The following is a 25,028-nucleotide window of genomic DNA, read 5'->3' as shown; positions in this document are numbered from 1 at the left end:
GTCAACCGCCCGTCATCGACATGTGGCGCGCCAGCGCAGGTGCCGCTCCGCGCGCATCGATCGCGAAATTGTGCCGCGCCGGCTTGATCTTCATGGCCATGTCGAGCGCCTCGTCCAACGCAGCCTCGGGATGCTCGCTGCGCAAGGCGGCCCGCAAGTCCACCCGCTCGTTACCACCGAGGCAGGCGTAGAGCTGGCCCGTCGCCGTCACGCGGATGCGGTTGCACCCCTCGCAGAAGTTCTGGGTAAGCGGCGTTATCAGTCCGATGCGCCCGCCGGTTTCCGCCACGTCGAAATAACGCGCCGGTCCGCCCGTGCGGTGCTGGCTGGGTACCAGCGTCCAGCGTCGTTCCAGATCTTCGCGAACCGAGGAAAGCGGCAGATAGTGATCGAAACGATCCTCCTCCACCTCGCCAAGCGGCATGACCTCGATCAGGGTCGATTCGAAACCCTGCCCATGCGCCCAGGCGACGATTTCGGGAATCTCGGCCTCGTTCAGGCCTTTCAGCGCGACGGTGTTGATCTTGACGCGCAGGCCGGCCGCCTTGGCCGCCGCCAGCCCTTCCAGCACTTGCGGCAGCGAATCGCGGCGCGTCAGCCGGGCGAAGCCCGCTCGGTCCAGCGTGTCCAGCGAGACATTGATCCGCTGGATCCCGGCGGCGGCCAGATCGTCGGCAAATTCGGCCAGCCGGGTTCCGTTGGTCGTGAGGGTCAATTCCTCCAGCCCATCGCCCAGTTTGCGGCCCAGGGCCTGCACCAGGTCGATCATGTCCCGCCGGACAAGCGGTTCTCCGCCGGTCAGCCGCAGGCGGGTAATGCCACGGCCGATGAAACCGAGCGCCATGCGGTGCAGTTCGTCAAGACTGAGAACATCCTTCTTCGGAAGGAAGGTCATGCGTTCGGGCATGCAATAGGCGCAGCGCAAGTCACACCTGTCAGTCACCGAGAGCCGCAAATAGGTGATGCGGCGCTGGAACTGGTCGACAAGGGGCGAACATGTTCTCATTGCTACGGTTATAGTAAGGCCCCCGCGCCCTTTCCAGCAAGCGAAAGGTATTGCCCCGTCACGGCGGGCGCCAGATTCAGCCACTCGGCCACGGCGGCTATCGCCTCGGCACTGTCGCCCGCAAGCCCATTGACGCGGCGCGGCGCATGTTCGCGGGCAAGCCCCTGCACGGCAGCGAGCCGCCAGCCACGATGGGCATGGCCGGCGGCCGTGAAGACCAGAACCAGCGACGTCTCGCCCCCTGCCAGTATCGAGCGGGCTTCGGCCAGGGCGCCGGCGTGAAACTGCGCGGCGGCATCGAGCGGATCATCCGCCAATGGTCCAACGCGCAGGATCATGATTCAGCGACGCAGCCGCGTAAGCGTCATGCCGATCTTCTCGCCGGCTTCTGCGATGGCCAGCTTGACGATCTTCACCGTTACCGCCTCAACCCGCTCGTCCTGAAGAAACAGCGTTTCGCAGACGTGATCGGCCACCGCCTCGATCAGCTTGAAGTGGACACCCTGCGGCAGCGCTTCGCTGGCTGCGAACTTGAGGTCCATATAGTTCTTGCTGGCGGTCAGCGGCGTGTCCGGCGCGTAGTGATCGGCGGGCTTCATGTGCACGGTGATCGTGAAGCGCAGCGGCTGCGGCTTGCCGGTTTCTTCCGAATAGATGCCGGTGAGGACATCGTGTTCGAAATCGGCGACTTCGAGAATGAGCGAATCGGTCATGGCATTGGAGTGCATGGCGGGGGCCCTTAGCCGTTATTTCGCCAGCGCGCGAAGATTGCGGTGGGGAGGAGACGGCCCTCCCCGTCTTCGCGCACGGCGAGGTCGCCATGCTCGATCGTGCCGGGCAGGTCGCGGAACAGTTCCTCCATCAGCCCCGCCAGCGCCAATGACGACATGCGCACGGCATAGACGGTTAGAAACAGGAACTTGCTGTCCGCGTCGAGCAGTTGGCGGCAATCGGCAAGCAGGCCGGGAAGGTTTTCCTCCAGGCGCCAGGTTTCGCCGGTAGGGCCGCGTCCGAACTTCGGCGGATCGAGAATGATCCCGTCATAGCGTTTGCCCCGGCGCACTTCGCGCGCGGTGAACTTGGCTGCATCGTCGATCAGCCAGCGCACCGGACGATCTCCCAGCCCGGCCAGCTCTGCATTCTCGCGCGCCTGGGCGACGGACTTCTTGGAGGCATCGACGTGCGTGACCGGGCCATGGGCCGACAACGCAAGCGTGCCGACGCCGGTGTAGCCGAAGAGGTTCAGCGTGCTGGCATCGGCTTGCCCGGCAAGCATGTCCCGCATCCAGTCCCACACCGGGGCCATGTCCGGGAAGAACCCCAGATGGCGAAACGGCGTGCACTGCGCGGTGAAGCCGACTTCGTTCCAGGCAAGCGGCCAGCCTTCACGCGGAACCATCTTGTCGAACAGCCACCGGCCGCCGCCGTCCTCGTCAGAGCCCGGCACGAATTCGCCGTGCGCATCCCAGTTCTCGAGCCGCGGCGTCCACATCGCCTGCGGTTCGGGGCGCACGAAGCGGTAGCTGCCGTAGCGTTCCAGCTTGCGTCCGTGCCCCGAATCGACGAGGCCATAGTCATCCCAGCCCTCCCCTGCGAGGATCAGCGGCTGGGTTGCGATGTCTGCCATGGAGCCCTCTGTCAGACCTTCGGGGTCGCGTGCTCGGCCACGAACGCGGCGATCGCCTCGTAGTCGCCCGGCAGTTCGACGCACTTTTCCTCGCGCTCGAACAAGTCGCCCACGCGGGCCGGCAGCCCGGAACGCTGACCGGTCGCACGCTCTACCGCGTCCGGGAACTTGGCGGGATGCGCCGTCGCCAGCGTTACGACGGGAACGGCAGCGTCGATCCCGGCGGACCGCGCGGCGAACAGGCCGCAAGCGGTGTGCGGGTCGATCAGTTCGCCGCAGTTTTCCCAGGCCCAGCGGATAGCCTGCGCCATTTCGTCACCATCGGCGCGGGCAGACTGGAACAGTGCCGCGGCACCTTCACGCTGGGCTTCGGTGAGCTTCATGGCCCTGGTCGCCTCGAACCCTGCCATCTGCGCAGCCAGCGCGGCGCCATCGCGGCCGCCCAGATCGAACAGGAGGCGTTCGAAGTTGGACGAAACCTGGATGTCCATCGAGGGTGCAGCAGTTGGCGTGACAGTACCCTGCGAATAGTCGCCTTCGGCCAGCGCACGGTGAAGGATGTCGTTGACGTTGGTGGCAACGATCAGCTTCTCGACCGGCAAGCCCATCTGCGCGGCGACGTATCCGGCGAACACATCGCCGAAATTGCCGGTAGGCACCGAGAAAGCGACCTTACGGTGCGGCGCGCCAAGCTGGAGACCTGCAGCAAAGTAATAGACCACCTGGGCCATCAGGCGCGCCCAGTTGATAGAGTTCACGGCGCCGATCGCGAAGCGTCCCGTCACGTCGCGATCGTTGAACATGCGCTTCACCATCGCCTGCGCATCGTCGAAAGAGCCGTCGATGGCGATGTTGTGAACGTTCGGTGCCAGCACCGTCGTCATCTGGCGACGCTGCACATCGGAGACACGGCCATGCGGGTGGATCATGAAGATATCGACCTTGGCCCGTCCGGCCACCGCGTCGATCGCCGCCGAACCGGTGTCGCCCGAAGTCGCGCCGACAATGGTCAGGTTACGCTCCGAGCGGCCGAGGAATTCCTCGAACAGCAGGCCCAGCAGCTGCAGCGCCACGTCCTTGAAAGCCAGTGTCGGCCCGTGGAACAGTTCCAGCACCCACTGCTGCTCGTCCAGCTGCTTGAGCGGCGTTACCGCCTTGTGCGCGAAGCGGCCGTAAGCCTGGGTCGTCAGCTCCAGCAGGCGGTCGTAAGTCAGGCTTCCCTCGACGAAGGGGAACATGATCTTCGCCGCCAGCTCGGCATAAGGCAGGCCCGCCATGGCCGCGATTTCGTCAGCCGAAAAGCGAGGCCACTCGCGCGGAACATAAAGACCGCCGTCGGAAGCCAGGCCGGCCAGTGTCGCGCCTTCGAAATCGAGCGCGGGAGCGCTGCCACGGGTGCTGATATAGTCCATCGGGCGCGGTTAGCGGCAGGGGCGCGAAATGAAAAGCCTGTCGTGCAGGTTGGGCAAGAACAATTCCTAAAGCTGGCCGAGGCGAAATTTCATTCCGGGCTCCGCCTTGCGGTCAGGGCCGGCGCCCTTTCGCCAATGCAAGAACGTAGATGACCAGAGCCGTCGCCGCGAAAAAGAACCACTGCACGGCGTAGGACAAGTGATTGTTCGGTATCTCGGCGGGATCGGGAATGGCGTTCGCCTCCAGCCCCGCCAATGGCGGCGCAGCGACGAGCCTCGGTCCGGGTGCGATCACACCGTGGACCTCGCCCCCTGCCCAGCCGCCGGCGGCCATCGGCATGCGCGACCATCCGAGCACGACCAAGGCCTTCGTTCCGTCTGCCAAAGTGCAGTCGGCCGTCTGCGCGGCGCCCGATTCGTCCTTGGCATTGCGCCCGGCAATGCTCGAATGGCCGGTGACGACAGCGCATTCGAGCCGAGCGCGGCGGTACAGGAAGCCCTGCTGCTTTTCCTTGCTGCGCGGCCATTCGACTTCACCGGGCAACCTTTGCGCGCTGGCATAACTGGAAAGCAGCGCTTCCTTTTCTTGAAGGCGCTGCAATTGCCAGAAGCCGAGCCCCACCATCAGCCCTGCGGCGGCGAGCACGACCAGCGTCGAAAAAATGGGAATGCGGTGCATCGTGCTTCCTCGGATCGGGGCCTGCCCCGGATCAGTGTTCCGAAACCGAAAGGGGCAGCCGACGCGAAGTCGGACTGCCCCTTTCGATCGGATCGCCATCGCCCGAATCGGGCGGCAGCATCAATGCGTCGGGTAACCCCAGCCGCCCCAGATGTAGATGGCGACGAAAAGGAACAGCCACACCACGTCGACGAAGTGCCAGTACCACGCAGCAGCTTCGAAACCGAAGTGCTGACGCGGCGTGAAGTCGCCGTTGTACGCACGCTTCAGGCAGACGATCAGCATGATGGTGCCGACGATGACGTGGAAGCCGTGGAAGCCCGTCGCCATGTAGAACGCCGAGCCATAGGTGTTCTGGCCGAAGGGGAACGGCGCGTGAACGTATTCATAGGCCTGGATGCAGGAGAACAGCACGCCAAGCAGGATGGTTGCCCAGAGGCCCTTCTTCAGGCCTTCGCGGTCCCCATGGATCAGCGCGTGATGCGCCCAGGTTACCGTGGTGCCCGAGCAGAGCAGGATCAGCGTGTTCAGCAAGGGCAGGTCGAACGGGTCCATGACCGCCTCGATCGCCTTGGGCGGCCACTGTCCACCGACCGCTTCGGAAAGCGTCGAGGGAAACAGCGAAAAATCGAAGAAGGCCCAGAACCAGCCGACGAAGAACATCACTTCCGAAGCGATGAACAGGATCATGCCGTAGCGCTGGTGAAGCTGCACGACCGGCGTGTGGTCGCCCGCGTGCGCTTCCTTGATGATCTTCGAGAACCACATGAACATCGAGGCGATCAGGATGGCAAGGCCCAGCCAGGGCACGAACTTGCCGCCCGCCATGTCATGCATGAACAGGACCATCCCCGTCGTGAATGTCAGCGCGCCGATGGTGGTGGCCAGCGGCGCGATGTCCGGCGGAAGAATGTGGTAATCGTGATTCTTGGTACCGGCCATGGTGCCTTCTTCCCCGTTCTCGAAACTTCGGTGTTCGATTCTTCCGGTGGGGTAATGCTCCCCCCGTGATTTGTTTCCCGCCCCGGGACTTAACCGCCCGTTTGGCTGTGGTCCAGTGTCTTTGCATCGGAGACGCTGGTGACATGGAAGGTGTAGCTGAGCGTGATCTGCTCCACGTCCTTGTTGTCGGGATCGTTCAGGATCGCCGGATCGACGTAGTAGATCACCGGCATCTTCACCGCTTCGCCCGGCTGGAGCGTCTGCTCGGTGAAGCAGAAGCACTGGATTTTGTTGAAGTAGCGCGCCGCCTGCTCAGGCTCGACATTGAAGCTCGCCGTGCCGGTGATCACCTTGTCGGAAGCGTTTTTGGCCCAGAAAAGCGCCATATCGCGCTCACCGATGGTCACGGTGTCGGTGCGCTGGAGTGGCTTGAACTGCCACGGCATGCCTCGTTCGACATTGGCGTCGAAGCGGATCGACATGGTCTTGTCCGTCACCTGCACGGCTGCCGCCTGCGTCTCGTCCACACGGCGCGTAGTCCCGTTGTAGCCGGTAACCTGGCAGAAGATGCGGTAGAGCGGGACGGAAGCGTAACCGAGGCCCAGCATCAGCAACGCCATCGACAGGGCGATGAAAGCGACGCGCCGGTTGCTGCGGACAGGTGCGATCGCCGTCTCCATCAGCCCATCTTCGCGATCGAGATGAAGAACACCAGCACCACGAACGCCGCGAGGCTGAGCGCCAGCACCCGGTTCCGGCTCCGCCGAATCTGCTCCGGCGTGCGGATATCGGGCGTTCCGGGTTCTGGTTGCGGGATGTCGTTCATGCTTCGATCTTTCACAGGACGATGAAGCGATCCACCACCAGCGCCGCGAACAGCACGAAGAGGTAGAGCACGGAATAGGCGAAGAGCTGCTTTTCCGGCTTCATCGTATCCTCGGGTCCGCTGCGTTCCCGCAGCCCGACACGAACGGAGAACGCCAGGAACAGCGTGGAAAGCACGATCGCGGAAACCCCGTAGACGGCCCCGGCACCGCCGATCCACCATGGCAGCACCGAAAGCGGCAGCAGGAGGATGGCGTAGAGCAGGATCTGGCGGCGCGTGGCCTTCTCGCCCGCGACGACCGGCATCATCGGGATGCCGACCTTGGCGTAATCGCTTTTGACGAACAGCGCGAGCGCCCAGAAATGCGGCGGGGTCCAGAAGAATATGATGGCAAAGAGCAGCACCGGCATCAGCGTGACATGTCCGGTCGCGGCAACCCACCCGATCAACGGAGGGAACGCGCCGGCGCCGCCACCGATCACGATGTTCTGCGGCGTGCGCGGCTTCAGCCAGATCGTGTAGATCACGGCATAATAGATGATCGAGATCGCAAGGATCGCAGCAGGAAGCCAGCCGACCGCGAAGCCCATCAGGAATACCGAGACGGCGCAGAGCACGCCCGCGAAATCGCGCGCCGTGGTGCGGTCGAGACGGCCCTGCGGCAGGGGGCGCTTCGAAGTGCGCTTCATCCCGGCGTCAAGATCCGCTTCCCACCATTGGTTGAGCGCGGCCGCCCCTCCCGCGCCCATGGCGATGCACAGAATCGCGGTGAACGCGAGAACAGGATTGATCCGCTCAGGCGCGGCAAGCAGGCCGCAAAGGCCGGTGAAAATGACCAGGCTCATCACCCGCGGCTTGGTCAGCGCGAAGAGATCGCGCCAGTCGGCCGGGAGCGGAGCGGCGGCAGTAGTGGGACTCGTAGTCATCATGGTGCTTGGCCCCATACACCCGCAAAGGCCCGAAAAGCGAGGGCCTGGGAACCGGTCGTCGTCCCGGACCTATCCGGGACGACGACGGCTCGATCAGTGGTGAGCCGCATCCTCGATCACGGGGAGCGTCTCGAACTGGTGGAACGGCGGCGGGCTGGTCAGCGTCCACTCAAGCGTGGTCGCACCTTCACCCCAATAGCTGTCCTCGGCCTTGCGACCGGCCAGGAAAGCATAGGCGATGTTGATGAACCAGACCACGAGGCTGGTCGCCATGACCATGTAGCCGATCGTCGCGACGTGGTTCCAGTGCTGGTACGCCTCGGCATAGTCCGGATAGCGGCGCGGCATGCCCTGCAGCCCGAGGAAGTGCATCGGGAAGAAGATCATGTTCACGCCCACGAAGAAGATCCAGAAATGGACGTGGGCGAGGAACTCGGAATGCATCCGGCCGCTCATCTTCGGGAACCAGTAGTAGAACCCGGCGAAGAGCGCAGTGACGGCACCCAGCGAGAGCACGTAGTGGAAATGCGCCACGACGTAGTAGGTGTCGTGCAGCACGTCGTCGACGCCGCCGTTCGCCAGCACCACGCCGGTCACGCCGCCGACGGTGAAGAGGAAGATAAAGCCGATCGCCCAGACCATCGGGCTCTTGAACTCGACCGAACCGCCCCACATCGTCGCGATCCACGAGAAGATCTTGATGCCCGTAGGCACCGCGATGACCATGGTGGCGGCGGTGAAGTACATCTTCGTGTTCACCGACATGCCGGTGGCGTACATGTGGTGTGCCCAGACGATGAAGCCGACGACACCGATCGCGACCATCGCATAGGCCATGCCGAGGTAGCCAAACACCGGCTTCTTCGAGAAGGTCGAGATGATCTGCGAGATGATGCCGAAGCCGGGCAGGATCATGATGTAGACTTCGGGGTGGCCGAAGAACCAGAACAGGTGCTGATAAAGCACCGGATCGCCGCCGCCCGAAGGATCGAAGAAGGTGGTGCCGAAGTTGCGGTCGGTCAGCAGCATGGTGATCGCAGCGGCCAGAACCGGCAGCGAGAGCAGCAACAGGAACGCGGTAACGAGCATCGACCACACGAAGAGCGGCATCTTGTGCATGGTCATGCCGGGGGCACGCATGTTGAAGATCGTGGTGATGAAGTTGATCGCGCCCATGATCGAGCCGGCCCCCGAAAGGTGCAGCGCGAAGATGCCGAAATCGACCGCGGGTCCGGGCGAGCCGGTGGTCGAGAGCGGGGCATAGACGGTCCAGCCCGTACCTGCGCCAAGCCCCGTGCCGCCAGGCACGAAGGCCGAGCACAGCAGCGAGATGAAGCCCGCCACGGTCAGCCAGAACGAAATGTTGTTCATGCGCGGGAAGGCCATGTCCGGCGCGCCGATCATGAGCGGCACGAACCAGTTGCCGAAGCCGCCGATCATCGCCGGCATGACCATGAAGAACACCATGATGAGGCCATGGGCCGTTATCAGGACGTTCCAGACATGCAGCGTGGAGTTGAAGTCAGGGTTGGTCGCGCCGAACCAGCGGGCGAAGATATCCAGGTACTGGATGCCCGGTTCGGCCAGTTCGACGCGCATCATGCCCGAAAAGGCGCCGCCGATGATCCCCGCGATGATCGCGAAGATCAGGTACATCGTTCCGATGTCCTTGTGGTTGGTGGACATGAACCAGCGCGCGAAAAAGCTCGGCTTATGGTCGTGATCTGCGTGTCCGTGGTGATCCACGTGACCTTGGAAATGCTCTGGAGCGGTGGTTGCCATGGTTGGACCCTGTCCTTCGATTCGCTCTTATTCGGCTGCGGCTGTCGCGTCGGAGGCGGCTGCCTCCGTCGCTTCGGCCGTGGCGACTGCGGCAGGGGCCGCTGCGGTGGATGCTGCCGGCGCAACTGCGGCGGCAGGCTTGGCCTGACCATCGATCACGCCGCCGGCGTGGGACAGCACCCAGGCATCGTATTGTGCACGGGGAAGCGCTTCGACCGCGATCGGCATATAGCCATGCTTGGCGCCGCACAGTTCCGAGCACTGGCCGTAGTAGACCCCGGGCTTCTCGACCAGGAGCACCTTCTCGTTGATGCGGCCGGGAACGGCGTCGAGCTTGAACCACAGCGAGGGCACCGCAAACGAGTGAATCACGTCGGCTGCAGTGATCTGGAGCCGGATCGGTTCACCCACCGGCACGACCATGCGGTTGTCGACCTCAAGGTGCGAGGGACCGTCCCAGGGCTTGGAACCCACTTCGCGCACGCCGTTGTTGATGACCGGCTGACCGGGAAGGTTGAGCATGTTCGAGACGACTTCGAAGTCGCCATTGTCGGGGTAACCGTAAGTCCAGAACCATTGGTTGCCCGTGACCTTGATGGTCAGCGCGCCTTTCTGGGCCGGCTTGTACTGCTTGGCGATCAGGTCGATCGAGGGAACCGCGATGCCGATCAGGATCAGCACCGGAACCAGGGTCCATACCACTTCGAGGATCGTGTTGTGGCTCGTCTTCGACGCGACCGGGTTGGCGCGGCGATTGAAGCGCACCGCGATGATCACCAGCAGCAGCAGGACGAAAAGCGTGATCGCCGTGATGATCGGCATGAGCACGCCATCATGGATCCACTCGCCATATTCGCCGAGCTTGGAAAATTGTTGCTGGAGACCGATTCCGCCTTCGACCGGCATGCCGATACCCGGCGTCGGCTTCATCGGCGTATAGCCGGCCACCGCTGCGGGTGCCGCATCGGAAGCACCTGCCGCCGCAAGCGCCGGAACGGTGAAAAGCGCCAGAACTCCGGCTGAAACGATACCGAGAGCCTTTGCAGCCTCGCCCAAGGTACGAACGGTTTTGCCCAATATCATGGTTATAGCGCTTCCGTTTTCTTTATGAACGCGCAGTGAGTCGCCTCCCAAGCGCGCACCCCTATTGCGGAGGCTTTGTGCCCCCCTTCACCGGGGGCTATACGCGGCCTTGCCGCCCGTCTCAAGCGCCTCTAGGGGATTTTTGACGCGCGGGGCCTCGCCGCCGTGCCAGAACATTGCAAATTGCACCAAAGGATTACCCCCCGATGCAGGAAGAAGAAGTCCTCGCCGAGTTCCGCGCCAGCAAGGCTTTGCTTGAGGGGCATTTCCTGCTTTCCTCGGGCCGACACAGTGCGCACTACCTGCAATGCGCCCGTGTTCTGATGAACCCCGACCGCGCCGCGAGACTCGCCGTCGCGCTCGCCGCAAAACTCCCCCACGATATTCGCAAGTCCATCACCAAGGTCGTTTCCCCGGCGATGGGCGGGGTCATCATCGGCCAGGAAATGGGCCGCGCGCTTCAGGTCGACGCGATGTTCGTCGAGCGCCCCACCGGCACGTTCGAACTGCGCCGCGGCTTTGCCCTCGAACCGGGCGACAAGGTGCTGATGGTCGAGGACGTGGTCACGACCGGCCTGTCCAGCCGCGAGGCGATCAAGGCGATCGAGGAAGCCGGCGGCGAAGTCGTTGCGGCAGCCTCGCTGGTTGATCGCACGGCCGGCGCCGTCGATCTCGGGGTGCCGTTCTTCCCGCTCGTCGCGCTCAACTTCCCGACTTACGCCGATGACGAAGTTCCGGCCGAACTGGCCGCCAAGCCCGCAACCAAGCCCGGCAGCCGGGCACAGGTCTGAGCCTCTAGGGGGAAGCGATGGTGAGCAGCGTTCTCAATCCGGGGCGGCTTCGCCTCGGCGTCAACATCGACCATGTGGCCACCATCCGCAACGCGCGCGGCGGCGAGCACCCCGATCCGGCGCGCGCCGCCCGGATCGTCGCCGAGGCCGGCGGCGACGGCATCACCGTGCATCTGCGCGAAGATCGCCGCCACATCCGCGACGAAGATCTCGAACGCGTGGCGACTGCAACCGGGTTGCCGATCAACCTGGAAATGGCGGCAACCGACGAGATGCTCGAGATCGCCCTGCGCCATCGCCCTCATGCCGCGTGCATCGTGCCGGAACGGCGCGAGGAGCGCACCACCGAAGGCGGACTGGACGCCGCCGGCCTGCACAACAGGCTCGCCCCGATCGTCTCGCGCCTCTCGGACGCCGGCATTCGCGTGAGCCTGTTCATCGCCCCGGAAGCACGCCAGATCGAAGCGGCCATGAAGCTTGGCGCGCCGGTGGTCGAGTTCCACACCGGCGAATATGCCCATGCCACCGGCGCCGACGTCGCCACCGAACTCAGGCGGATCGCCGATATGGCCGCGCTGGCGGCCAAGAACGGCATCGAGCCCCATGCCGGGCACGGCCTTACTTACGAGAATGTCCAGCCGATTGCCGCGATTCCGCAACTGGCGGAACTCAACATCGGCCACTACCTTATCGGCGAGGCGATATTCTGCGGGCTCGACGCCAGCGTGCGCAAGATGCGCGCCCTGATGGACGAGGTCAGGTAAAAAGGACCCGGCATTCCATGATCATCGGCCTCGGCTCGGACTTGTGCAACATCGAGCGAATCCAGAACTCGCTCGACAGGTTCGGTGAGCGTTTCGAGAACCGCGTCTTCACCGAGCTGGAGCGCACCAAGGCCAATCGCCGGCCTTTCACCAAGGCTGGCACCCTGGCGAAGCGGTTCGCGGCGAAGGAAGCGTTTTCCAAGGCGGTCGGGACCGGCTTCAAGGCCGGAGTGTTCATGAAGGACATCGGAGTGGCCAATGCCCCGTCCGGCGCGCCCACCCTGGCTCTCACCGGCGGGGCGAAGACGCGGCTTGATTCCCTGATTCCCGCCGGTCATGAAGCCGTGGTTCACCTCACGCTCACCGACGATCATCCATGGGCGCAGGCCTTCGTAATCATCGAAGCACGCCCGATTCCCCATTCCTGACGCCGAGTATCCCCGGGACATGATTCACCAGCCCACGCCGACTTCCAGCGAGGTCCCCATGAAGGCTCCTCCGGCGACGGAAAAGGTCAACTGGCTTCACGAATTTCGCGGACTGGCGCTGATGCTGGTGGGCGTGCTCGCGTTCCACTCGCTGATCGCCAAGCCGTTCTACATTCCGTCGATCTCGATGATGCCGGGGTTGCTGGTGGGGGACCGTCTGGTCGTTTCCAAATATCCCTATGGCTGGAACTGGTCATCGGCCAGCTTCCACATGCTCCCGCGCAGCACCCGGCGCATTCTGGGCCAGACACCGGAATACGGCGACATCGTCATCGTCGTGCCCGGCAATCGCAAGGCCGATCTCATCAAGCGCGTGGTTGCGCTCCCGGGTGATCGGATTGCGGTCATCAATGGGCGCATCCGGCTGAACGGCCGCTTCGTTCCGCGCGAGGTCGAGCCGCCGGTGCGCCTTGCCGCCGACGATTCGCTGCGCTGCGAAGGCGATGCCGAACCCGGCCACTGCTATGACGGCTTCGAACAATTCCGTACCCGCCTGCGGAGCGGCAAGGAAGTTTACGAGATGCCGACCTATCGTGAAACATTGCCGAACGGCGCCAGTTATGACGTGATCGACTACATCGACCAGGAACTGGACGATTATCCGGAGATCAAGGTGCCAGAAGGCCACGTCTTCCTGATGGGTGATGACCGCGACCGTTCGGCAGACAGCCGTGCGCCGTTCGAAACCGACATGTTCGGCCAGCCCGGCGGTGGCCTGGGCGGGCCGGTGCCTCTGTCCGACATTGGCGGAAGAGCGGAATTCGTCACGTTCTCGCTCGACGGAACCCAGACCTGGAATCCGCTGACCTGGTGGGGCGCACTGCGGCCCGGCCGATCGTTCTCCAGCCTGCGTCCCCCGGTGGACGAGACCAAGGCCTGGAAATGATGGCAACGGGGGCGGAAGACGAAACGGGGACCGACATCGCCGAGCGCGCCGGCCCCACCGATATTTCCGATCCCCTGATCCGCACGGAGGCCCGCAGGGCGTTCGTCTGGATCGGCATGGCCGCCCTGCTGGCGCTGGCTGTCTTTCTTTCCCAATCGCTGCTCGTGATCTTCGGCGGCATCGTGTTCGGTGCCCTGATCGACGGCGGCGCCCGCCTGCTGGGCAAGATACTCAAGATTCCGCGCGGATGGCGCGTGGGCCTCGTGCTGCTCTTCGCCATGCTGTTCCTGCTCTGGGTCGCACGCTTCGCCGGCAGCCAGATCGCACTTCAGGCAGCCGAACTTCCGGCCACCATCGAAAGCCAGTTCCGCCACGGGCTCAACTGGCTTCATGCGCACGGGATTCAACCGCGCGTCACCGAGCTTCGCGGCATGGCGCAGGAAGCAGTCGGCGGGATCGGGCAGGTGACACGCGTGGTCGGCGGCCTGATCGGCGTGTTCACGACACTGTTCCTGATCCTTGTCCTTGGCATCTACTTCGCCATGGAGCCGCGCCTCTATCGCCGCGGTGTGGGCTGGATGCTCCCGATCGACCGGCGCGACCATTTCGAGGCGACGGTCAAGGTCATGGGCCAGGCCCTGCGCCGCCTGCTGTTCGGACGCCTGATCGGCATGACCGTGGAGGGCCTGTTCACCTGGGCGATGCTGCAATTCTACGGCGTGCCGATGGCGGCGCTGCTTGGCCTCATCACCGGCCTCCTGGCCTTCCTGCCCAATATCGGCGCCCCGATCTCGGGCATGATCATGGTGCTCGTCGGCTTTTCGGGCGGCTACGAGATGGGGCTCTACACGATCTTTGTCTATCTGCTGATACACCTGATCGACGGCTATCTCATCGTACCGATGATCGCCCGCAAGACCGTGGACCTGCCTCCTGCCCTGGTGCTCGCGGCACAGCTCATCATGGGGGTGCTGTTCGGGCTGCTGGGGCTTGCGCTGGCCGATCCGCTGGTGGCGATGATAAAGATCTGGCTCGAACGCGAAGCTGCCCGCAACGGTGAGGATGGAGAGCATACCCTTGATCGTGGCGCTCCGGATACCGGCGCTTGACCGTCACGCACCGGCGGGCAAGACCCTGAACCATGGCTCGCAAGTTCCTCTACGCAATCGCCGTTATCGTCGCACTGCTGATCGGTTCGCTGGTGGCCCTGCGCCTGTGGTCGGATCGGCTCACGGAAATGGCGTTCGTGCCGAACGTGACCTTCGCGTCGCAGCAGAAGCTCGGGCCTGAAGCCTGGCGAGATCCGCACATGTGGATTTCCGGGCCGGGGATCGAAAACGATCCGGCCCACTGGCTTCCACCCGGCGTGACCCCACCCACCAAGCCCCTGCCGGTCGCGGTGTTCTTCGTCCATCCCACCAGCCTGATCGATCGCAGCGCATGGAACGCCAGCTTCGCTGACAAGGTTTCGCAGGACCGCGCCGCCCTGTTCGTGAAAGGCATGGCGAGCCCGTTCAACGCCGCGGGCGAATTATGGGCACCCCGCTACCGCCAGGCCGCCATCGGCGCGTTCCTCACTGGCGAGAAGCCGGCGAACGAGGCCATCGATCTCGCCTATTCGGATGTCCTGGCCGCATTCGACACTTTCGTGAAGGCCGTGCCCGGCAACCGCCCGATCGTGCTGGCCGGACACAGCCAGGGCGCCTTCCTCCTGCGCCGCCTCATGCGCGACCGGGTTGCGGGAACGCCGCTCGCGCGCCGTATCATCGCCGCCTACGTGATAGGGTGGCCGGTCTCGCTGGCCCATGACCTGCCGAAGATGGGCCTTCCCGCCTGCCGGAACGCCGATGACGTCAATTGCGTGGTGAGCTGGCTTTCGGTGGCCGATCCCGCCGATACGCAGATGCTGCTGAAAGCCTATGCCCGCCGGACCGGGCTCGATGGGCAGAGCGTGGCCGCCAGCCCGTTTCTCTGCACCAATCCGATCACCGGCACCGACGGGGGAAGCGCCGATGCAGCGGCCAACCTCGGCACCCTGGTACCCGATTTCGCCACTGCGGCCGGAACCCTGGCGAAGGCGACGGTCCCCGCCGCTTGCGGTACCGACAATTTTCTCCACATCGGCCCGCCTCCCGCACTCGAGATGGGCCCTTACGTTCTTCCCGGAAACAACTACCATCTCTATGACGTGACCCTGTTCTGGGCGAACCTTCGCGCGGACTTCGAAGGACGGGTTGCGAAATGGCAGAAGGCACAGTGATCACCGCGAGCGCGCTGGATTATCGCGATGCCCTGCCCGAAACCGGCGGCGCGCTGCTGGGGCTCGATCTCGGCACCCAAACGATCGGCACCGCTTTCTGCGATGCAGGCTGGCGCTTCGCTTCGCCCGGCAAGACGCTCAAACGGGGCAAGTTCGGCGCGGACAAGGAACTGCTGATGGAACTGGTCCGTGAACGTTCCATCAAGGGCATCGTCATCGGCCTGCCTCTCAACATGGACGGGTCCGAAGGCCCGCGGTCCCAGTCCAGCCGCGCCTATGCGCGCAACCTCTCCGCACTGGGCCTGCCTATCCTGCTCTGGGACGAACGCTGGTCCACTTCCGGCGCGGAACGCGGGCTGATCGAACAGGACATGAGCCGGGCCAAGCGCGCCACCCGCATCGATTCCGCCGCTGCCGCCGTCATCCTGCAAGGCGCGATCGACGCGATGGCGGGTGGGCTCTTCTAGGTCGTAAACTGACGCGCCGCTTCCTCCCCTCTCCGCTTTCGTGCTTCGGCAGCCACCCACCGGCTGCCGCACTGCTCCGCATCCCTCCAGACCGCATCGCGCAACGCGGCATCCGCGGTCCCGCTCGCCAAGGCATCCCACGCGACCAGCCTCATGCGGTCGCTCGGGTGCGATTTTCCGAAGCGGCTCGCGATGTCCAGCGCCTCTTCCCCGCCCAGTGCCACGGCGATGCGCAGGAAACTCTCGCTCGGGCCATGTCCCAGCACGCGGGTAACGGTGCCACGCTCGATATCGAACTCGCAGTGATCTATCCACGCCTGCCCAGGCTGTGTATGCACGAGGTTCAGCGCCACCGAGAGGGACGCCGGGGGGTGCTGCACATGAACGTCGCGCTGCGCCCGGTAATGGACGATGCGGCCCTGCTCCAGCACGAGAGGTCCTTGCGGACGTAGTTGCACCGACTGCCCGACATGCCACGAGACGGCTTCGCGATCGTACTCATACTCATCCGAGAGATACCCCGGGCCGAAATATCCCAGCGCCAGCAGGTCGTAGTTATGATCGTGCGCCTGTCCGTAGCCGAAAGCCTCCGGCCCGCTGGCACGGAACTGGGAATCACCGGGCGCAGGCCAGATTCGTGCATTGAGGAAGAAATTGCCTTGTCCCGGCGTGACCAGCATGATCGATTCCGGCCCCACGCCCGCAAGCGCATCGGCGCCATCGGGAACCGGCGAAAGGCCGGCCAGCATGTCCACGAGCAGGTCGCCCAGGAACGTCCGATCGTTACCGAGCCGCTGCAACCAGTTGGCGGCGTGGGAAAGACTGACCTCCTCGCGCGGATCGAAACCCCAGCCCGAGATCGCGTCGACAAACTCGGCGAGCGAAGCCACCGTCGGGTCGCGCATCGCCATTACCCGCGCCATTGGGCCACCTTTTCCAGTTCCGGCCACTGGACGAGCAACGACCGACGCAGCTCTTTGGCCGGCGACGCCAGCACAGCGTCGTCGCTTGCCGCCACATTGCCCAGCAGCACCATGCCCGCCCGCGTGTCGAGCGCAAGGATGGCCCGCAGCGCCTGCCAACGCAGCTCCGCAGCCCCATCTCCAAGCGCAATTTTCGACATGAGCGGCACCGCATCACGCCGCCCCAGCGCCGCAAGCACGGCCATCGCCATGTCGAGCCGGGTCTGTTCCAGACGTGCGGCCGCCCGGCGTATCAGCGCGCCATCGGCCAGGCCGTATTCACGCACGGCATCGGTTTCCGGCACGAACCTCTGGAGGCGCAGCACGACGAGACTGCCGCGCACGGAACGGACCTGATGCGCTTGCCGCGATCCGTCCCGGTAAAGCCGCGTTCCCGCGCGCAGCGGGACAGTTTCCCGGTGGAATTCCGCCTGTTTATCCGAGACGGGAATGCGTTCGATCCGCTCCGCCTGCCCCTCCCCCGCAAGAACCAGAGCCCAAGTCTCCAGCCCCGCGAATTCGACGGTCTCTGGCGCCGGCTGGAGTTGCAGCGCTCTTTCATCGTAAAGGGAAAGCCCCAGGGTGGCGTTCCCGGCATGAGCGAGCAGGACGGTATCAACCACCTCCAGGCGGCTGTGACGGAGCGGTAATTGCCCCAGGGGATATCGCCGCAGCACCGAAAGTACCCGGCCAACGAGATCATCCACGAAAGTCCGTGCCGAAACGCCGTCAGCGGTGAACAGTGCACTCAGCGGCTGACAGTCCTCGAACCTTTCCCCGCGCCCGAAGCGGTCCATCGCCGCCAGGGTCGGTGCGGCGCCGGGCACGGCCCGCCAATCGGCCACTGCCTGGGCGAGTTCGCGTTGCCCCTCGGTCCATTGCGCGTCTGGGGAAAGCGCCTGAAATGCGTCCTGCTGCATTCTATGCGACCGGTATCACGTACCCGGATGCAGTTCGTAAAGGCAGGGGACAAGAAGCGCACGATTGTCATCTAGGCATTGCAGGCGGTCACGATCTGCAAGGGTACCGTGAAGTGCAACTGGACTATCGAGATCGGGAAGCAGGGCAAGATCGATCTGCGGCAACTCAAAAATCAATGAATCCGTTCGCTGCAAAACATCCCCCTTCGGCACTGATGATCCGCCGTAAATAACAAGGTTGCCGCACACCCGCCTTCCGGCTTAATTAATTTCCTGCAATTGTAAATATACAATTAACCGACGTAATTGACCCTCAATAGTGTCGCACTTTGGATGTCTTATGGGAATCAACCTGACGAGGCCGCGCGCAGCACGATCGTCAGGCCCTCGGCGGATGCAACCGCCTCGTCATCGGCCGGGATCGGAAAACGGCCAGCATCGGCGCGGGCGCGTTCCAGCACGGCTGACGGAACAGCCAGTTCATGCATGACCCGGTCTGCCGATCCCAGGAGCCGGGCCTCGCGCAAGGTCAGGTCTTCGGGGTCCGCGCTTCGCAGCCGGATTTCCACCATGCCGGTCGAGACAGGGGTCGCATTCGCCAGCCAGCCTTCGATACGCGCTGCGCTCTGCTCCACCAGCGGATCGAGCGGGCCGCCCTCACCCAGCGCGGCATCAAGAGCGCGCCGCCGCTCACCGGCATCGGGAAAACGCGTCCGCAACGCTGCACGGGCAGAGAACAGCCCTTGCGCGAGCGCGCCCAGCGTCTGCGGCAAGAGCATCTCCAGCCGCAGGCGGAGCTGCTTCGCCAGCCCTGCCGAAGCCCCGCCCGTACCGATAGCCAGCAGAACCGGCGTCCGATCGAGAATCGACGGCACAGTGAAATCGCATAGTGCGGGCCGATCCGGCACATTAACCAGGAGCCCGGCTTCCCGCGCGCGCGCCGCGTCGGCCAGTGCCAGCGCCTCGTCCTCATGCGCGACAAAGGCTATTCGCGCGCCTTCGAGGATCCCCTCCTCAAGGCTTGCGACAGGACGCGCGCCAGCCCGTTCCACCAGCCGGCGCTTGGCTTCCGCCGCTTCGCCCGCTCCCAGCACCACCACCGGTTGGCCGGTGAGGCGGTGGAACAGCGGTAAACTTTCAATCATGAAGAACGGCCTCGATAGGAACGACGGACTGCGCCGTTCCTATCCGTTCAGGCCATGATTGTCGAAGCCCGCGGGACTGTTCCGGGTCAGGCCAGCCACTCCGGCACGGTTTCCGCCGCGAGGATCGTTTCCGGCTCGATCCGGGCGGCAACGATCGCCCACTTGTCTCCGTCCACCATCACTTCGGGCACCAGCGCACGGCTGTTGTAGGTGTTCGCCATGGTCGCACCATAGGCGCCTGCCGTGCGGAAGATCGCCAGATCGCCCGATACGACCTCATCGATCTCGCGGCCCATGGCGAACGTATCAGAGCTTTCGCAGATGGGTCCGACGATGTTGGCGGTCATGGTCCTGCCGTTGGGCTTCACTGCCGCGAAGTCGTGCCAGGCATCGTACATGGCGGGGCGCGCAAGATCGTTCATCGCCGCATCAACCACGACAAAGGGATTCACCGCGCCTTCCTTGACCCGGACGACTTCGGTAACGAGCACGCCGGAATTCCCGGTGATCACACGGCCCGGCTCGAACATCAGGGTGACGCCCCAGTCCTTCGCCACCGATGCGACCATCGCGCCGTAGTCCTGCGGTGTCGGCAGCGAATCGGTGGCCTTGTAAGGCACGCCCAGCCCGCCGCCGAGATCCATGTGCGTCACCGAATGACCTTCGGCACGGATCGCCTCCATCAGCTCGCCCATCTTGATGAAGGCGAGGCGCGAGGGTTCGAGATCGGAAATCTGGCTGCCGATATGAACCGCAAGGCCCTTCATATCCAACCCGACCAGCCCCGAGAGACGAGCATAGATCCCGGCCGCACGGTCATAGGCAACGCCGAACTTGTTGTCCGCCTTGCCAGTGGAAATCTTGGCGTGCGTGCGCGCATCCACATCCGGATTGACCCGCAGGGCGCAAGGCGCGCGCAGGCCGAGTGCGGCGGCGATCTCCGCCAGTTCCACACCTTCTTCCTCGCTTTCGAGATTGAACTGGCCGATCCCTGCCTTCACGGCGGCGGTCAGTTCGCGGCGGGTCTTGCCCACGCCCGAAAACACGATGTCCCCGGCAGGAATTCCCGCAGCGAGGGCACGGTTCATTTCACCCTCGGATACGACGTCGGCGCCGTAACCTTCCCTGGCAAGCAGGCGAAGCACCGCAAGATTCGGGTTGGACTTCACGGCGAAGGCGATGTGAACCTTGGGCAGTTCCGCCAGCGCTTCACGAAACACGCGGGCATGGCGGCTGAGCGTGCTGCGGGAATAGACGTAAACTGGCGTACCGACTTCGGCGGCAATCGCAGCCAGCGGCACGTCTTCGGCGAAAAGCTCGCCGTTCGTGAGTTCGAAATGGTCCATGGTCGTCTCGGCTAAGGCATTTTTCGAGCCAGGCGAACGGCCCGGCCCACGAAAACGCGGCAAACAGGAAAGAGGCTTATTCCGGGGGCGGGAGGTCGAAAGGATCGTCCTCACGCGATTCCGAGCGGGTGCGCAATTCGACGCTACGCTCGGGTATCGCCAGCGTGGGCGTATTGAGCAGTTCCGCGCTGCCCGGTTTCTGCTCGCGACCATAGGGCGCGGGCGGAAGCTGCTGCCCCGGTTTCAGCGCGAGCGCGGACCGCTGGCCGCAGGCCGAAAGGGCGAGAAACAGGATCAGGGCAGCCGTCTTGCGCATTCAGATCACTCCAGACCGAGCGCGAGCCGGGCTTCGGCAACGCGCAGGCGTACCTGCTCGGGCGCGGTGCCACCGTGCGACTTGCGCGCGGCGACCGAAGCCTCGACCGAGAGCGCCTTGAATACGCGCTCGTCGATGCGGCTGTCGATGGCCTTGAGGTCTTCCAGCGGCAATTGGTCGAGCGCGACACCGCGCTGCTCGGCCAGCTTTACCGCCGAACCGGTGATGTGGTGCGCCTCGCGGAAGGGAATGTTGCCTTCGCGCACCAGCCAGTCGGCGAGATCGGTGGCAGTGGCGAAGCCCAGTTCGGCAGCGCCGCGCATGCGATCGGTGCGGAAGCGGGTTTCCGCAACCATGCCGGTCATCGCCGCAATCGACAGCGCCAGCAGGCTAGCCGCCTCGAAGACCGGCGGCTTGTCGTCCTGCATATCCTTCGAATAGGCCAGCGGCAGACCCTTCATGGTGATCATCAGGCTGGTGAGGCAGCCAACGATCCGGCCCGAATGGCCGCGCACCAGTTCCGCGGCGTCCGGGTTCTTCTTCTGCGGCATGATCGAGCTGCCCGTGGACAGCGAATCGGGCAGTGCCACGAAACCGAAGGGCTGGCTGGCCCAGATGATGAATTCTTCGGCCAGACGCGAAAGGTGCAGCGAACACTGGCTGGCCGCCATCAGGTAATCGAGCGCGAAATCGCGGTCCGACACCGAATCGAGACTGTTGTCGGTCGGCGCGTCGAAGCCGAGCGCCTGCGCGGTCATCGTGCGGTCGATCGGGAAGCCGGTTCCGGCAAGCGCCGCGGCGCCGAGCGGGCTGCGGTTCATGCGCTTGCGAGCGTCGGCAAACCGCGAACGGTCGCGGCCGATCATCTCGTAATAGGCCATGAGGTGATGGCCCAGCGTCACCGGCTGCGCGGTCTGGAGATGGGTGAAGCCGGGCATGATCGAATCGGCATGCTCACCGGCACGGGCGACGAGCGCCTTCTGGAGCGCTTCGAGACCCGCATCGGCCTGATCGACGGCATCGCGCACCCAGAGCCGGAAATCGGTCGCCACCTGGTCGTTACGCGAACGGGCGGTGTGGAGGCGTCCTGCAACCGGGCCGATCAGCTCGGCAAGGCGACCCTCGGTGGTCATGTGAATGTCCTCGAGGTCCCAGTTTTCGGGAACTCCGGAGACTTCGTACTCGGCCGCAACCTGATCGAGGCCATCGCGAATCGTGATCGCGTCCTCGGCCGAAACCACGCCGCAAGCCCCCAGCATCGCGACGTGCGCCTTGCTGGCCGCGATGTCCTGCCGCCACAATGCCTTGTCGAAGGGGATCGAGGCATTTATCTCGCGCATGATTGCAGACGGTCCACCTTCGAACCGTCCCCCCCACATCTGGTTGGAGCCTGCCGCCTTGCTGTCTTCCAAATCGCTCAAGTCGCTCGTCCTGTGTTCCATCGCGGGGGCAGGCGCCCTCCTGGCCGCGGGCTGCGATAGGCAAAGCGGGAAGGACGCGCAACAGGAGGCTTCGGCGCAAGCTTCCGAAAGCACCGCGCCGGCCGCCGCAAAGCCTGCTGGCAAGCTGGACCGTTCGCACAAGGGCGATCCGATGCCGGACGTGACCCTGGTCGACAATACCGGGGAGAGCCTCGACCTCATGTCGCTGAAGGGCAAGCCGCTGCTGGTAAACCTCTGGGCGACCTGGTGCGCCCCCTGCATCGCGGAAATGCCGACTCTCGAAGCCCTTGCCAAAGACCCCAACGGGCCGGTGCAGATCCTGCCGATCTCCGAGGATACCGGAGACACCTACAAGGTCGTGGAGATCCTTCGTCGCCGCAAGCTGGACAATATCCAGCCCTGGGTGGACGAAAACGGCGACCTCGGCTTCCAGTACGGCGGCAACCTGCCCGTAACGGTTCTGTTCGACAGCCAGGGCCGCGAGGTCTGGCGCTACACGGGCGGCAACGACTGGAGCTCTCCGGAAGCAGCCAAGTTGCTGGCAGAAGCCAAGTAGGCGGATCGGGGGCCCGCGGGGCCGGGAGAACCATGGTCATCCTCATGCGGGCGCCGCGTCTTGGCAGGACCGGCACAAGGCGCCGCTGATCCGCTTCAGGCGGTCTTGACGAGTTCCGCCAGCCGCGAACCAGCCGGCGGATAGCCCGCCGGTGTCGCTCCAGTAAACCAGATCAGCCGCCCCTGCGCCGCTTCCGGCACAACGGCGAAACGCGTCTCGGTATCTCCGGTCAACGGGAGCCCCTTGCCGCGCAAGTATTGCGCGGCGGCTGTGGCATCACGAACCTTGAAGACGAGGTGCCGGATTCCCTTCACCTCGCGCGCATGGACGGAAACGGCGTCGCTCTGCTTGCGTCCTGCCAGAACTTCGAGGACGGTATCGCCTATTGCAAAGGCGGCACAGTCCCCCTCGGGCAGTGCTCTTTCGCCAAGTTCCGGCAACCCGAGTTTCCCGTGGAACATTTCGCGCGCATCGTTCAGCGATGGCGCGGAAAGGCCGATGGCCTGCAATCCCTCGATCCCCAGCGGATGCCCGTCCCGCCACTTCGCCGCGCTCCACGACGGATCGCGGCGAGGATCGCCGGGCATGTCCTGCTTCACGATCTCCAGCCGCAAGCCCATGACCTGTCCGCGCGGGATCAGGAAATAGAAGGCTTCCATGCCCGGATCGTAATGCCGCTTGAAGCCGCGCGCCGCGAACCAGGCGTCTGCCGCCGCCAGGTCGTTCGTCTTGAGGGCGATGCCGATCCAGCGGTTCTCCCCTGCCGAGCGCCGCAGCATGTCGCCGAGCGGATGCCCCGGTTCCGCGCCTCGACCGGCCGGGGCGATCGGGATCAACATGGTGTCGCCCACCATCAGCAAGCTCTCTTCGCGGTCGAGGCCGAGCTTTTCGGTTTCCGGCGTTATCAATATCTCGTGCGCGGTCTCCGCGCCGAACACCTCGCGAAAGAACGCGTCGCAGGCGGGACGCAAGCCATTATCGGCAAGCGCCCAGCTTACGTGAACCAGCGGCATCCCCTCCATCGGCCGGGGCCGATCAGTAGGTTTCGGGGCTGCCCGAGCCCATAAATCTGGCAAGGTTCATGTGCAGGCTCGCCACTGAGCGTTCCATGTAGGGGTTGGGCTGCGCGCCCCGGAAACCGACGTTTTTCATGCCTTGCTGGACAGCAGCCATGTTGGCGAAGTCCTGCTGGAGAACAGGCGGCCAGTCATTGGGGGCGGTGTATTCCCATTCCGTTTCGGGAGCTTCACCCTCGGGCCAGAGTTCGTAGACGGCAGCCTCGAAGATGCACTTGTCCGGATCGGCGCCATAGGGCCGTGCCTGATAGCAGAGCATGTTGTTGACCGCGTGGCCGATCTGGAAGTTCGGGAAGATCTGCCAGGCCGTGCCCGCCTGGGCCGTGTGCTGCGGATCGACCTGCGCCCACACCACGCCGCGTTCCGCGTCTTCCTTGCGCGCGGTGCCGATCCAGTAGGCCGACACTTCCGCCGCCGGGGTACCTTCGGGCAGTTCGTCCTTGAGGCGGTTGGCAACGCCGACCAGTGTCATCGTCGTGTTGGTATTGGCATTCGCCCAGGTGAAATTCTGCATTTCCGCCGTGGTGAGCCGCGGGTCCTCGCCCGCGCCGAGGCGCAGTTTTCCGGAGTCTTCCTCCTGCCCCTTGGGCGCTTCGTAGCCGATGTTGGAGTGCAGTCCCTGGTTGCGGGCCCAGCCGCGGAACTGGCCGAATTCCATGAATTCGGGGTGCGTGGTGGAAACATGGTAGGTTTCGCAGAAGGCCTCCATCGCGACCTTCCAGTTGCACTCGAACACGACCCATTTGCGCCAGCGGGGACGCATGTTTTCAAGGCCATAGGGGTCGAGCATGCCCGCTGCCGGGTGGAGATATTCGGCCAGCGGCATGCAATCGGGGTCGAGATTGATCCAGACCCAACCGCCCCAGAGACCGACCTGAACGACACCTAGATCGGCCTGACCGCCACAGAGCCGCCCCTGCCAGTCTTCCTGGTGTTCTAGATAGGTGTTGGCCCCGTCCAGCCCGAAGGTCCAGCCATGATAGCCGCAGATGAAGTTGCGGCGCGTGCCCCTGGCATTGCGCATTCCCGGCGGCGTATCGACCAGCTTGCGGCCGCGGTGCGGGCAGACATTGTGGAAAGCGCGTATCTCGGTTTCCGAGGCGCGGACCACGATCACCGAATCGTCGAGGATGTCGAAAGTGATGAAATCGCCGACTTCGGGAATGTCTTCCAGGCGCCCCGCCTGAAGCCAGACCTTGCGCCACAGCCTGTCGCGTTCGGCCTTGGCGTATTCCGGTGAAACGTAGGCCTCGGCCGGGACGCGGACCGGGACGGTCAGGTCCTCGGCAGCCTGCACGATCGTGCCAATTTCACCCATGCGTT

The 25,028-nt window shown here is 64.3% G+C and carries 29 protein-coding genes; 8 read left to right on the top strand and 21 right to left on the bottom strand.

Translation table 11 applies throughout. From position 1 onward, the window contains the following. Position 1: 1 nt before the first annotated feature. From moaA to coxB, 12 genes are all read right to left on the bottom strand, one after another. Complete coding sequence (moaA, locus tag U9J33_RS03795; RefSeq protein WP_324697981.1) at positions 2-1,006, bottom strand: GTP 3',8-cyclase MoaA; 1,005 nt, start codon at positions 1,004-1,006, stop codon at positions 2-4. A gap of 8 nt (positions 1,007-1,014) precedes the next feature. Further along, entirely contained in the window at positions 1,015-1,344 is a 330-nt protein-coding gene (locus U9J33_RS03790; RefSeq protein WP_324697979.1) for a Rossmann fold domain-containing protein, read from the bottom strand. Positions 1,345-1,347: 3 nt separating this feature from the next. Continuing rightward, entirely contained in the window at positions 1,348-1,719 is a 372-nt protein-coding gene (locus U9J33_RS03785) for a dihydroneopterin aldolase (RefSeq protein WP_054437087.1), read from the bottom strand. A gap of 26 nt (positions 1,720-1,745) precedes the next feature. Further along, a complete protein-coding gene (locus U9J33_RS03780) occupies positions 1,746-2,633 on the bottom strand; it encodes a class I SAM-dependent methyltransferase (RefSeq protein WP_324697977.1) in 888 nt (295 codons plus the stop codon). Between the two features lie 11 nt (positions 2,634-2,644). Continuing rightward, complete coding sequence (thrC, locus tag U9J33_RS03775; RefSeq protein WP_324697975.1) at positions 2,645-4,045, bottom strand: threonine synthase; 1,401 nt, start codon at positions 4,043-4,045, stop codon at positions 2,645-2,647. Between the two features lie 112 nt (positions 4,046-4,157). Further along, positions 4,158-4,724: an SURF1 family protein gene (locus U9J33_RS03770; protein WP_324697973.1), complete on the bottom strand. Its 567-nt coding sequence runs from the start codon at positions 4,722-4,724 to the stop codon at positions 4,158-4,160. Between the two features lie 120 nt (positions 4,725-4,844). After that, positions 4,845-5,666: a cytochrome c oxidase subunit 3 gene (locus U9J33_RS03765; RefSeq protein WP_324697971.1), complete on the bottom strand. Its 822-nt coding sequence runs from the start codon at positions 5,664-5,666 to the stop codon at positions 4,845-4,847. Positions 5,667-5,755: 89 nt separating this feature from the next. After that, complete coding sequence (locus U9J33_RS03760) at positions 5,756-6,346, bottom strand: cytochrome c oxidase assembly protein (protein WP_324697969.1); 591 nt, start codon at positions 6,344-6,346, stop codon at positions 5,756-5,758. Then, entirely contained in the window at positions 6,346-6,492 is a 147-nt protein-coding gene (locus tag U9J33_RS03755) for a hypothetical protein (RefSeq protein WP_165913272.1), read from the bottom strand. Before U9J33_RS03755 ends, U9J33_RS03760 begins: the two co-directional genes overlap by 1 nt. An 11-nt stretch (positions 6,493-6,503) precedes the next feature. Beyond that, the gene (locus tag U9J33_RS03750; RefSeq protein ID WP_420719859.1) at positions 6,504-7,421 is read right to left on the bottom strand and encodes a heme o synthase; all 918 of its coding nucleotides are present in this window, start codon (positions 7,419-7,421) and stop codon (positions 6,504-6,506) included. Between the two features lie 93 nt (positions 7,422-7,514). Beyond that, positions 7,515-9,203, bottom strand: a complete 1,689-nt coding sequence (gene ctaD, locus U9J33_RS03745) for a cytochrome c oxidase subunit I (RefSeq protein WP_054437107.1) — start codon at positions 9,201-9,203, stop codon at positions 7,515-7,517. A gap of 27 nt (positions 9,204-9,230) precedes the next feature. After that, positions 9,231-10,286: a cytochrome c oxidase subunit II gene (gene coxB / locus U9J33_RS03740; protein ID WP_054437109.1), complete on the bottom strand. Its 1,056-nt coding sequence runs from the start codon at positions 10,284-10,286 to the stop codon at positions 9,231-9,233. 206 nt (positions 10,287-10,492) lie between these two features. Here coxB and pyrE point away from each other — a divergent pair, with 206 nt between their 5' ends. Genes pyrE through ruvX form a run of 7 tightly spaced genes read left to right on the top strand, consistent with a single transcriptional unit; the run spans position 10,493 to position 15,942 of the window. Then, positions 10,493-11,077: an orotate phosphoribosyltransferase gene (gene pyrE, locus U9J33_RS03735; RefSeq protein ID WP_054437112.1), complete on the top strand. Its 585-nt coding sequence runs from the start codon at positions 10,493-10,495 to the stop codon at positions 11,075-11,077. 17 nt (positions 11,078-11,094) lie between these two features. Continuing rightward, positions 11,095-11,841 (top strand): pyridoxine 5'-phosphate synthase, encoded by a 747-nt coding sequence (locus U9J33_RS03730; protein ID WP_132469434.1) that lies wholly within the window; start codon positions 11,095-11,097, stop codon positions 11,839-11,841. A gap of 17 nt (positions 11,842-11,858) precedes the next feature. After that, positions 11,859-12,269, top strand: coding sequence for a holo-ACP synthase (acpS, locus tag U9J33_RS03725; protein ID WP_054437114.1), 411 nt, complete (start codon positions 11,859-11,861; stop codon positions 12,267-12,269). A gap of 58 nt (positions 12,270-12,327) precedes the next feature. Then, positions 12,328-13,215, top strand: coding sequence for a signal peptidase I (lepB, locus tag U9J33_RS03720; RefSeq protein ID WP_324697964.1), 888 nt, complete (start codon positions 12,328-12,330; stop codon positions 13,213-13,215). Beyond that, positions 13,212-14,324, top strand: coding sequence for an AI-2E family transporter (locus tag U9J33_RS03715; RefSeq protein ID WP_054437121.1), 1,113 nt, complete (start codon positions 13,212-13,214; stop codon positions 14,322-14,324). The genes lepB and U9J33_RS03715 overlap by 4 nt, the downstream gene beginning before the upstream one ends. Positions 14,325-14,356: 32 nt before the next feature. Beyond that, on the top strand, positions 14,357-15,475 hold the full coding sequence (locus U9J33_RS03710) for a DUF3089 domain-containing protein (protein WP_324697962.1): 1,119 nt from the start codon (positions 14,357-14,359) through the stop codon (positions 15,473-15,475). After that, the gene (gene ruvX / locus U9J33_RS03705) at positions 15,457-15,942 is read left to right on the top strand and encodes a Holliday junction resolvase RuvX (protein ID WP_054437127.1); all 486 of its coding nucleotides are present in this window, start codon (positions 15,457-15,459) and stop codon (positions 15,940-15,942) included. The genes U9J33_RS03710 and ruvX overlap by 19 nt, the downstream gene beginning before the upstream one ends. Here the strand turns inward: ruvX and U9J33_RS03700 are convergent. From U9J33_RS03700 to argH, 7 genes are all read right to left on the bottom strand, one after another. Then, positions 15,939-16,865, bottom strand: a complete 927-nt coding sequence (locus tag U9J33_RS03700) for a transposase (protein WP_324697960.1) — start codon at positions 16,863-16,865, stop codon at positions 15,939-15,941. The genes ruvX and U9J33_RS03700 overlap by 4 nt on opposite strands. Then, positions 16,853-17,824, bottom strand: coding sequence for a hypothetical protein (locus U9J33_RS03695; protein WP_324697958.1), 972 nt, complete (start codon positions 17,822-17,824; stop codon positions 16,853-16,855). Before U9J33_RS03695 ends, U9J33_RS03700 begins: the two co-directional genes overlap by 13 nt. A gap of 15 nt (positions 17,825-17,839) precedes the next feature. Continuing rightward, positions 17,840-18,073 carry a hypothetical protein gene (locus U9J33_RS03690; protein WP_324697956.1) on the bottom strand — a complete coding sequence of 78 codons (234 nt, stop codon included), beginning with the start codon at positions 18,071-18,073 and terminating at the stop codon, positions 17,840-17,842. Positions 18,074-18,171: 98 nt separating this feature from the next. Beyond that, a complete protein-coding gene (locus tag U9J33_RS03685) occupies positions 18,172-18,969 on the bottom strand; it encodes a precorrin-2 dehydrogenase/sirohydrochlorin ferrochelatase family protein (RefSeq protein ID WP_324697954.1) in 798 nt (265 codons plus the stop codon). Between the two features lie 86 nt (positions 18,970-19,055). Further along, a complete protein-coding gene (gene lysA / locus U9J33_RS03680) occupies positions 19,056-20,315 on the bottom strand; it encodes a diaminopimelate decarboxylase (RefSeq protein ID WP_324697952.1) in 1,260 nt (419 codons plus the stop codon). Between the two features lie 76 nt (positions 20,316-20,391). After that, positions 20,392-20,631: a hypothetical protein gene (locus U9J33_RS03675; RefSeq protein WP_054437144.1), complete on the bottom strand. Its 240-nt coding sequence runs from the start codon at positions 20,629-20,631 to the stop codon at positions 20,392-20,394. Between the two features lie 5 nt (positions 20,632-20,636). After that, positions 20,637-22,010 carry an argininosuccinate lyase gene (gene argH, locus U9J33_RS03670; protein WP_324699003.1) on the bottom strand — a complete coding sequence of 458 codons (1,374 nt, stop codon included), beginning with the start codon at positions 22,008-22,010 and terminating at the stop codon, positions 20,637-20,639. A gap of 19 nt (positions 22,011-22,029) precedes the next feature. Between argH and U9J33_RS03665 the strand changes: the two genes are divergently transcribed. After that, positions 22,030-22,629, top strand: a complete 600-nt coding sequence (locus tag U9J33_RS03665) for a TlpA disulfide reductase family protein (RefSeq protein ID WP_324697950.1) — start codon at positions 22,030-22,032, stop codon at positions 22,627-22,629. Between the two features lie 95 nt (positions 22,630-22,724). On the opposite strand, the gene U9J33_RS03660 is transcribed toward U9J33_RS03665, so the two are convergent. Together U9J33_RS03660 and U9J33_RS03655 are read right to left on the bottom strand one after the other, a co-directional pair. Next, positions 22,725-23,642 (bottom strand): glyoxalase, encoded by a 918-nt coding sequence (locus tag U9J33_RS03660; protein WP_185998107.1) that lies wholly within the window; start codon positions 23,640-23,642, stop codon positions 22,725-22,727. Between the two features lie 22 nt (positions 23,643-23,664). Then, entirely contained in the window at positions 23,665-25,023 is a 1,359-nt protein-coding gene (locus U9J33_RS03655; RefSeq protein WP_054437154.1) for an aromatic ring-hydroxylating oxygenase subunit alpha, read from the bottom strand. Between the last annotated feature and the right edge of the window lie 5 nt (positions 25,024-25,028).

This window comes from Novosphingobium sp. RL4, assembly GCF_035658495.1.
In the GTDB taxonomy this organism is placed as follows: Bacteria; Pseudomonadota; Alphaproteobacteria; order Sphingomonadales; family Sphingomonadaceae; genus Novosphingobium.
Note: the sequence above shows the minus strand (reverse complement) of the source record. Positions and strands in the feature narration are given on the sequence as shown.

Coding starts and splice junctions, on each gene's coding strand:
- U9J33_RS03715 (WP_054437121.1), top strand. CDS start 13,212: ATGATGGCAACGGGGGCGGAAGACGAAACGGGGACCGACATCGCCGAG.
- thrC (WP_324697975.1), bottom strand. CDS start 4,045: ATGGACTATATCAGCACCCGTGGCAGCGCTCCCGCGCTCGATTTCGAA.
- U9J33_RS03785 (WP_054437087.1), bottom strand. CDS start 1,719: ATGACCGATTCGCTCATTCTCGAAGTCGCCGATTTCGAACACGATGTC.
- U9J33_RS03765 (WP_324697971.1), bottom strand. CDS start 5,666: ATGGCCGGTACCAAGAATCACGATTACCACATTCTTCCGCCGGACATC.
- U9J33_RS03655 (WP_054437154.1), bottom strand. CDS start 25,023: ATGGGTGAAATTGGCACGATCGTGCAGGCTGCCGAGGACCTGACCGTC.
- coxB (WP_054437109.1), bottom strand. CDS start 10,286: ATGATATTGGGCAAAACCGTTCGTACCTTGGGCGAGGCTGCAAAGGCT.
- U9J33_RS03685 (WP_324697954.1), bottom strand. CDS start 18,969: ATGATTGAAAGTTTACCGCTGTTCCACCGCCTCACCGGCCAACCGGTG.
- U9J33_RS03710 (WP_324697962.1), top strand. CDS start 14,357: ATGGCTCGCAAGTTCCTCTACGCAATCGCCGTTATCGTCGCACTGCTG.
- U9J33_RS03675 (WP_054437144.1), bottom strand. CDS start 20,631: ATGCGCAAGACGGCTGCCCTGATCCTGTTTCTCGCCCTTTCGGCCTGC.
- moaA (WP_324697981.1), bottom strand. CDS start 1,006: ATGAGAACATGTTCGCCCCTTGTCGACCAGTTCCAGCGCCGCATCACC.
- pyrE (WP_054437112.1), top strand. CDS start 10,493: ATGCAGGAAGAAGAAGTCCTCGCCGAGTTCCGCGCCAGCAAGGCTTTG.
- ctaD (WP_054437107.1), bottom strand. CDS start 9,203: ATGGCAACCACCGCTCCAGAGCATTTCCAAGGTCACGTGGATCACCAC.
- U9J33_RS03660 (WP_185998107.1), bottom strand. CDS start 23,642: ATGCCGCTGGTTCACGTAAGCTGGGCGCTTGCCGATAATGGCTTGCGT.
- U9J33_RS03770 (WP_324697973.1), bottom strand. CDS start 4,724: ATGCACCGCATTCCCATTTTTTCGACGCTGGTCGTGCTCGCCGCCGCA.
- argH (WP_324699003.1), bottom strand. CDS start 22,010: ATGTGGGGGGGACGGTTCGAAGGTGGACCGTCTGCAATCATGCGCGAG.
- lysA (WP_324697952.1), bottom strand. CDS start 20,315: ATGGACCATTTCGAACTCACGAACGGCGAGCTTTTCGCCGAAGACGTG.
- U9J33_RS03790 (WP_324697979.1), bottom strand. CDS start 1,344: ATGATCCTGCGCGTTGGACCATTGGCGGATGATCCGCTCGATGCCGCC.
- U9J33_RS03780 (WP_324697977.1), bottom strand. CDS start 2,633: ATGGCAGACATCGCAACCCAGCCGCTGATCCTCGCAGGGGAGGGCTGG.
- lepB (WP_324697964.1), top strand. CDS start 12,328: ATGAAGGCTCCTCCGGCGACGGAAAAGGTCAACTGGCTTCACGAATTT.
- U9J33_RS03750 (WP_420719859.1), bottom strand. CDS start 7,421: ATGATGACTACGAGTCCCACTACTGCCGCCGCTCCGCTCCCGGCCGAC.
- U9J33_RS03695 (WP_324697958.1), bottom strand. CDS start 17,824: ATGCAGCAGGACGCATTTCAGGCGCTTTCCCCAGACGCGCAATGGACC.
- ruvX (WP_054437127.1), top strand. CDS start 15,457: ATGGCAGAAGGCACAGTGATCACCGCGAGCGCGCTGGATTATCGCGAT.
- U9J33_RS03730 (WP_132469434.1), top strand. CDS start 11,095: ATGGTGAGCAGCGTTCTCAATCCGGGGCGGCTTCGCCTCGGCGTCAAC.
- U9J33_RS03700 (WP_324697960.1), bottom strand. CDS start 16,865: ATGGCGCGGGTAATGGCGATGCGCGACCCGACGGTGGCTTCGCTCGCC.
- U9J33_RS03760 (WP_324697969.1), bottom strand. CDS start 6,346: ATGGAGACGGCGATCGCACCTGTCCGCAGCAACCGGCGCGTCGCTTTC.
- U9J33_RS03755 (WP_165913272.1), bottom strand. CDS start 6,492: ATGAACGACATCCCGCAACCAGAACCCGGAACGCCCGATATCCGCACG.
- acpS (WP_054437114.1), top strand. CDS start 11,859: ATGATCATCGGCCTCGGCTCGGACTTGTGCAACATCGAGCGAATCCAG.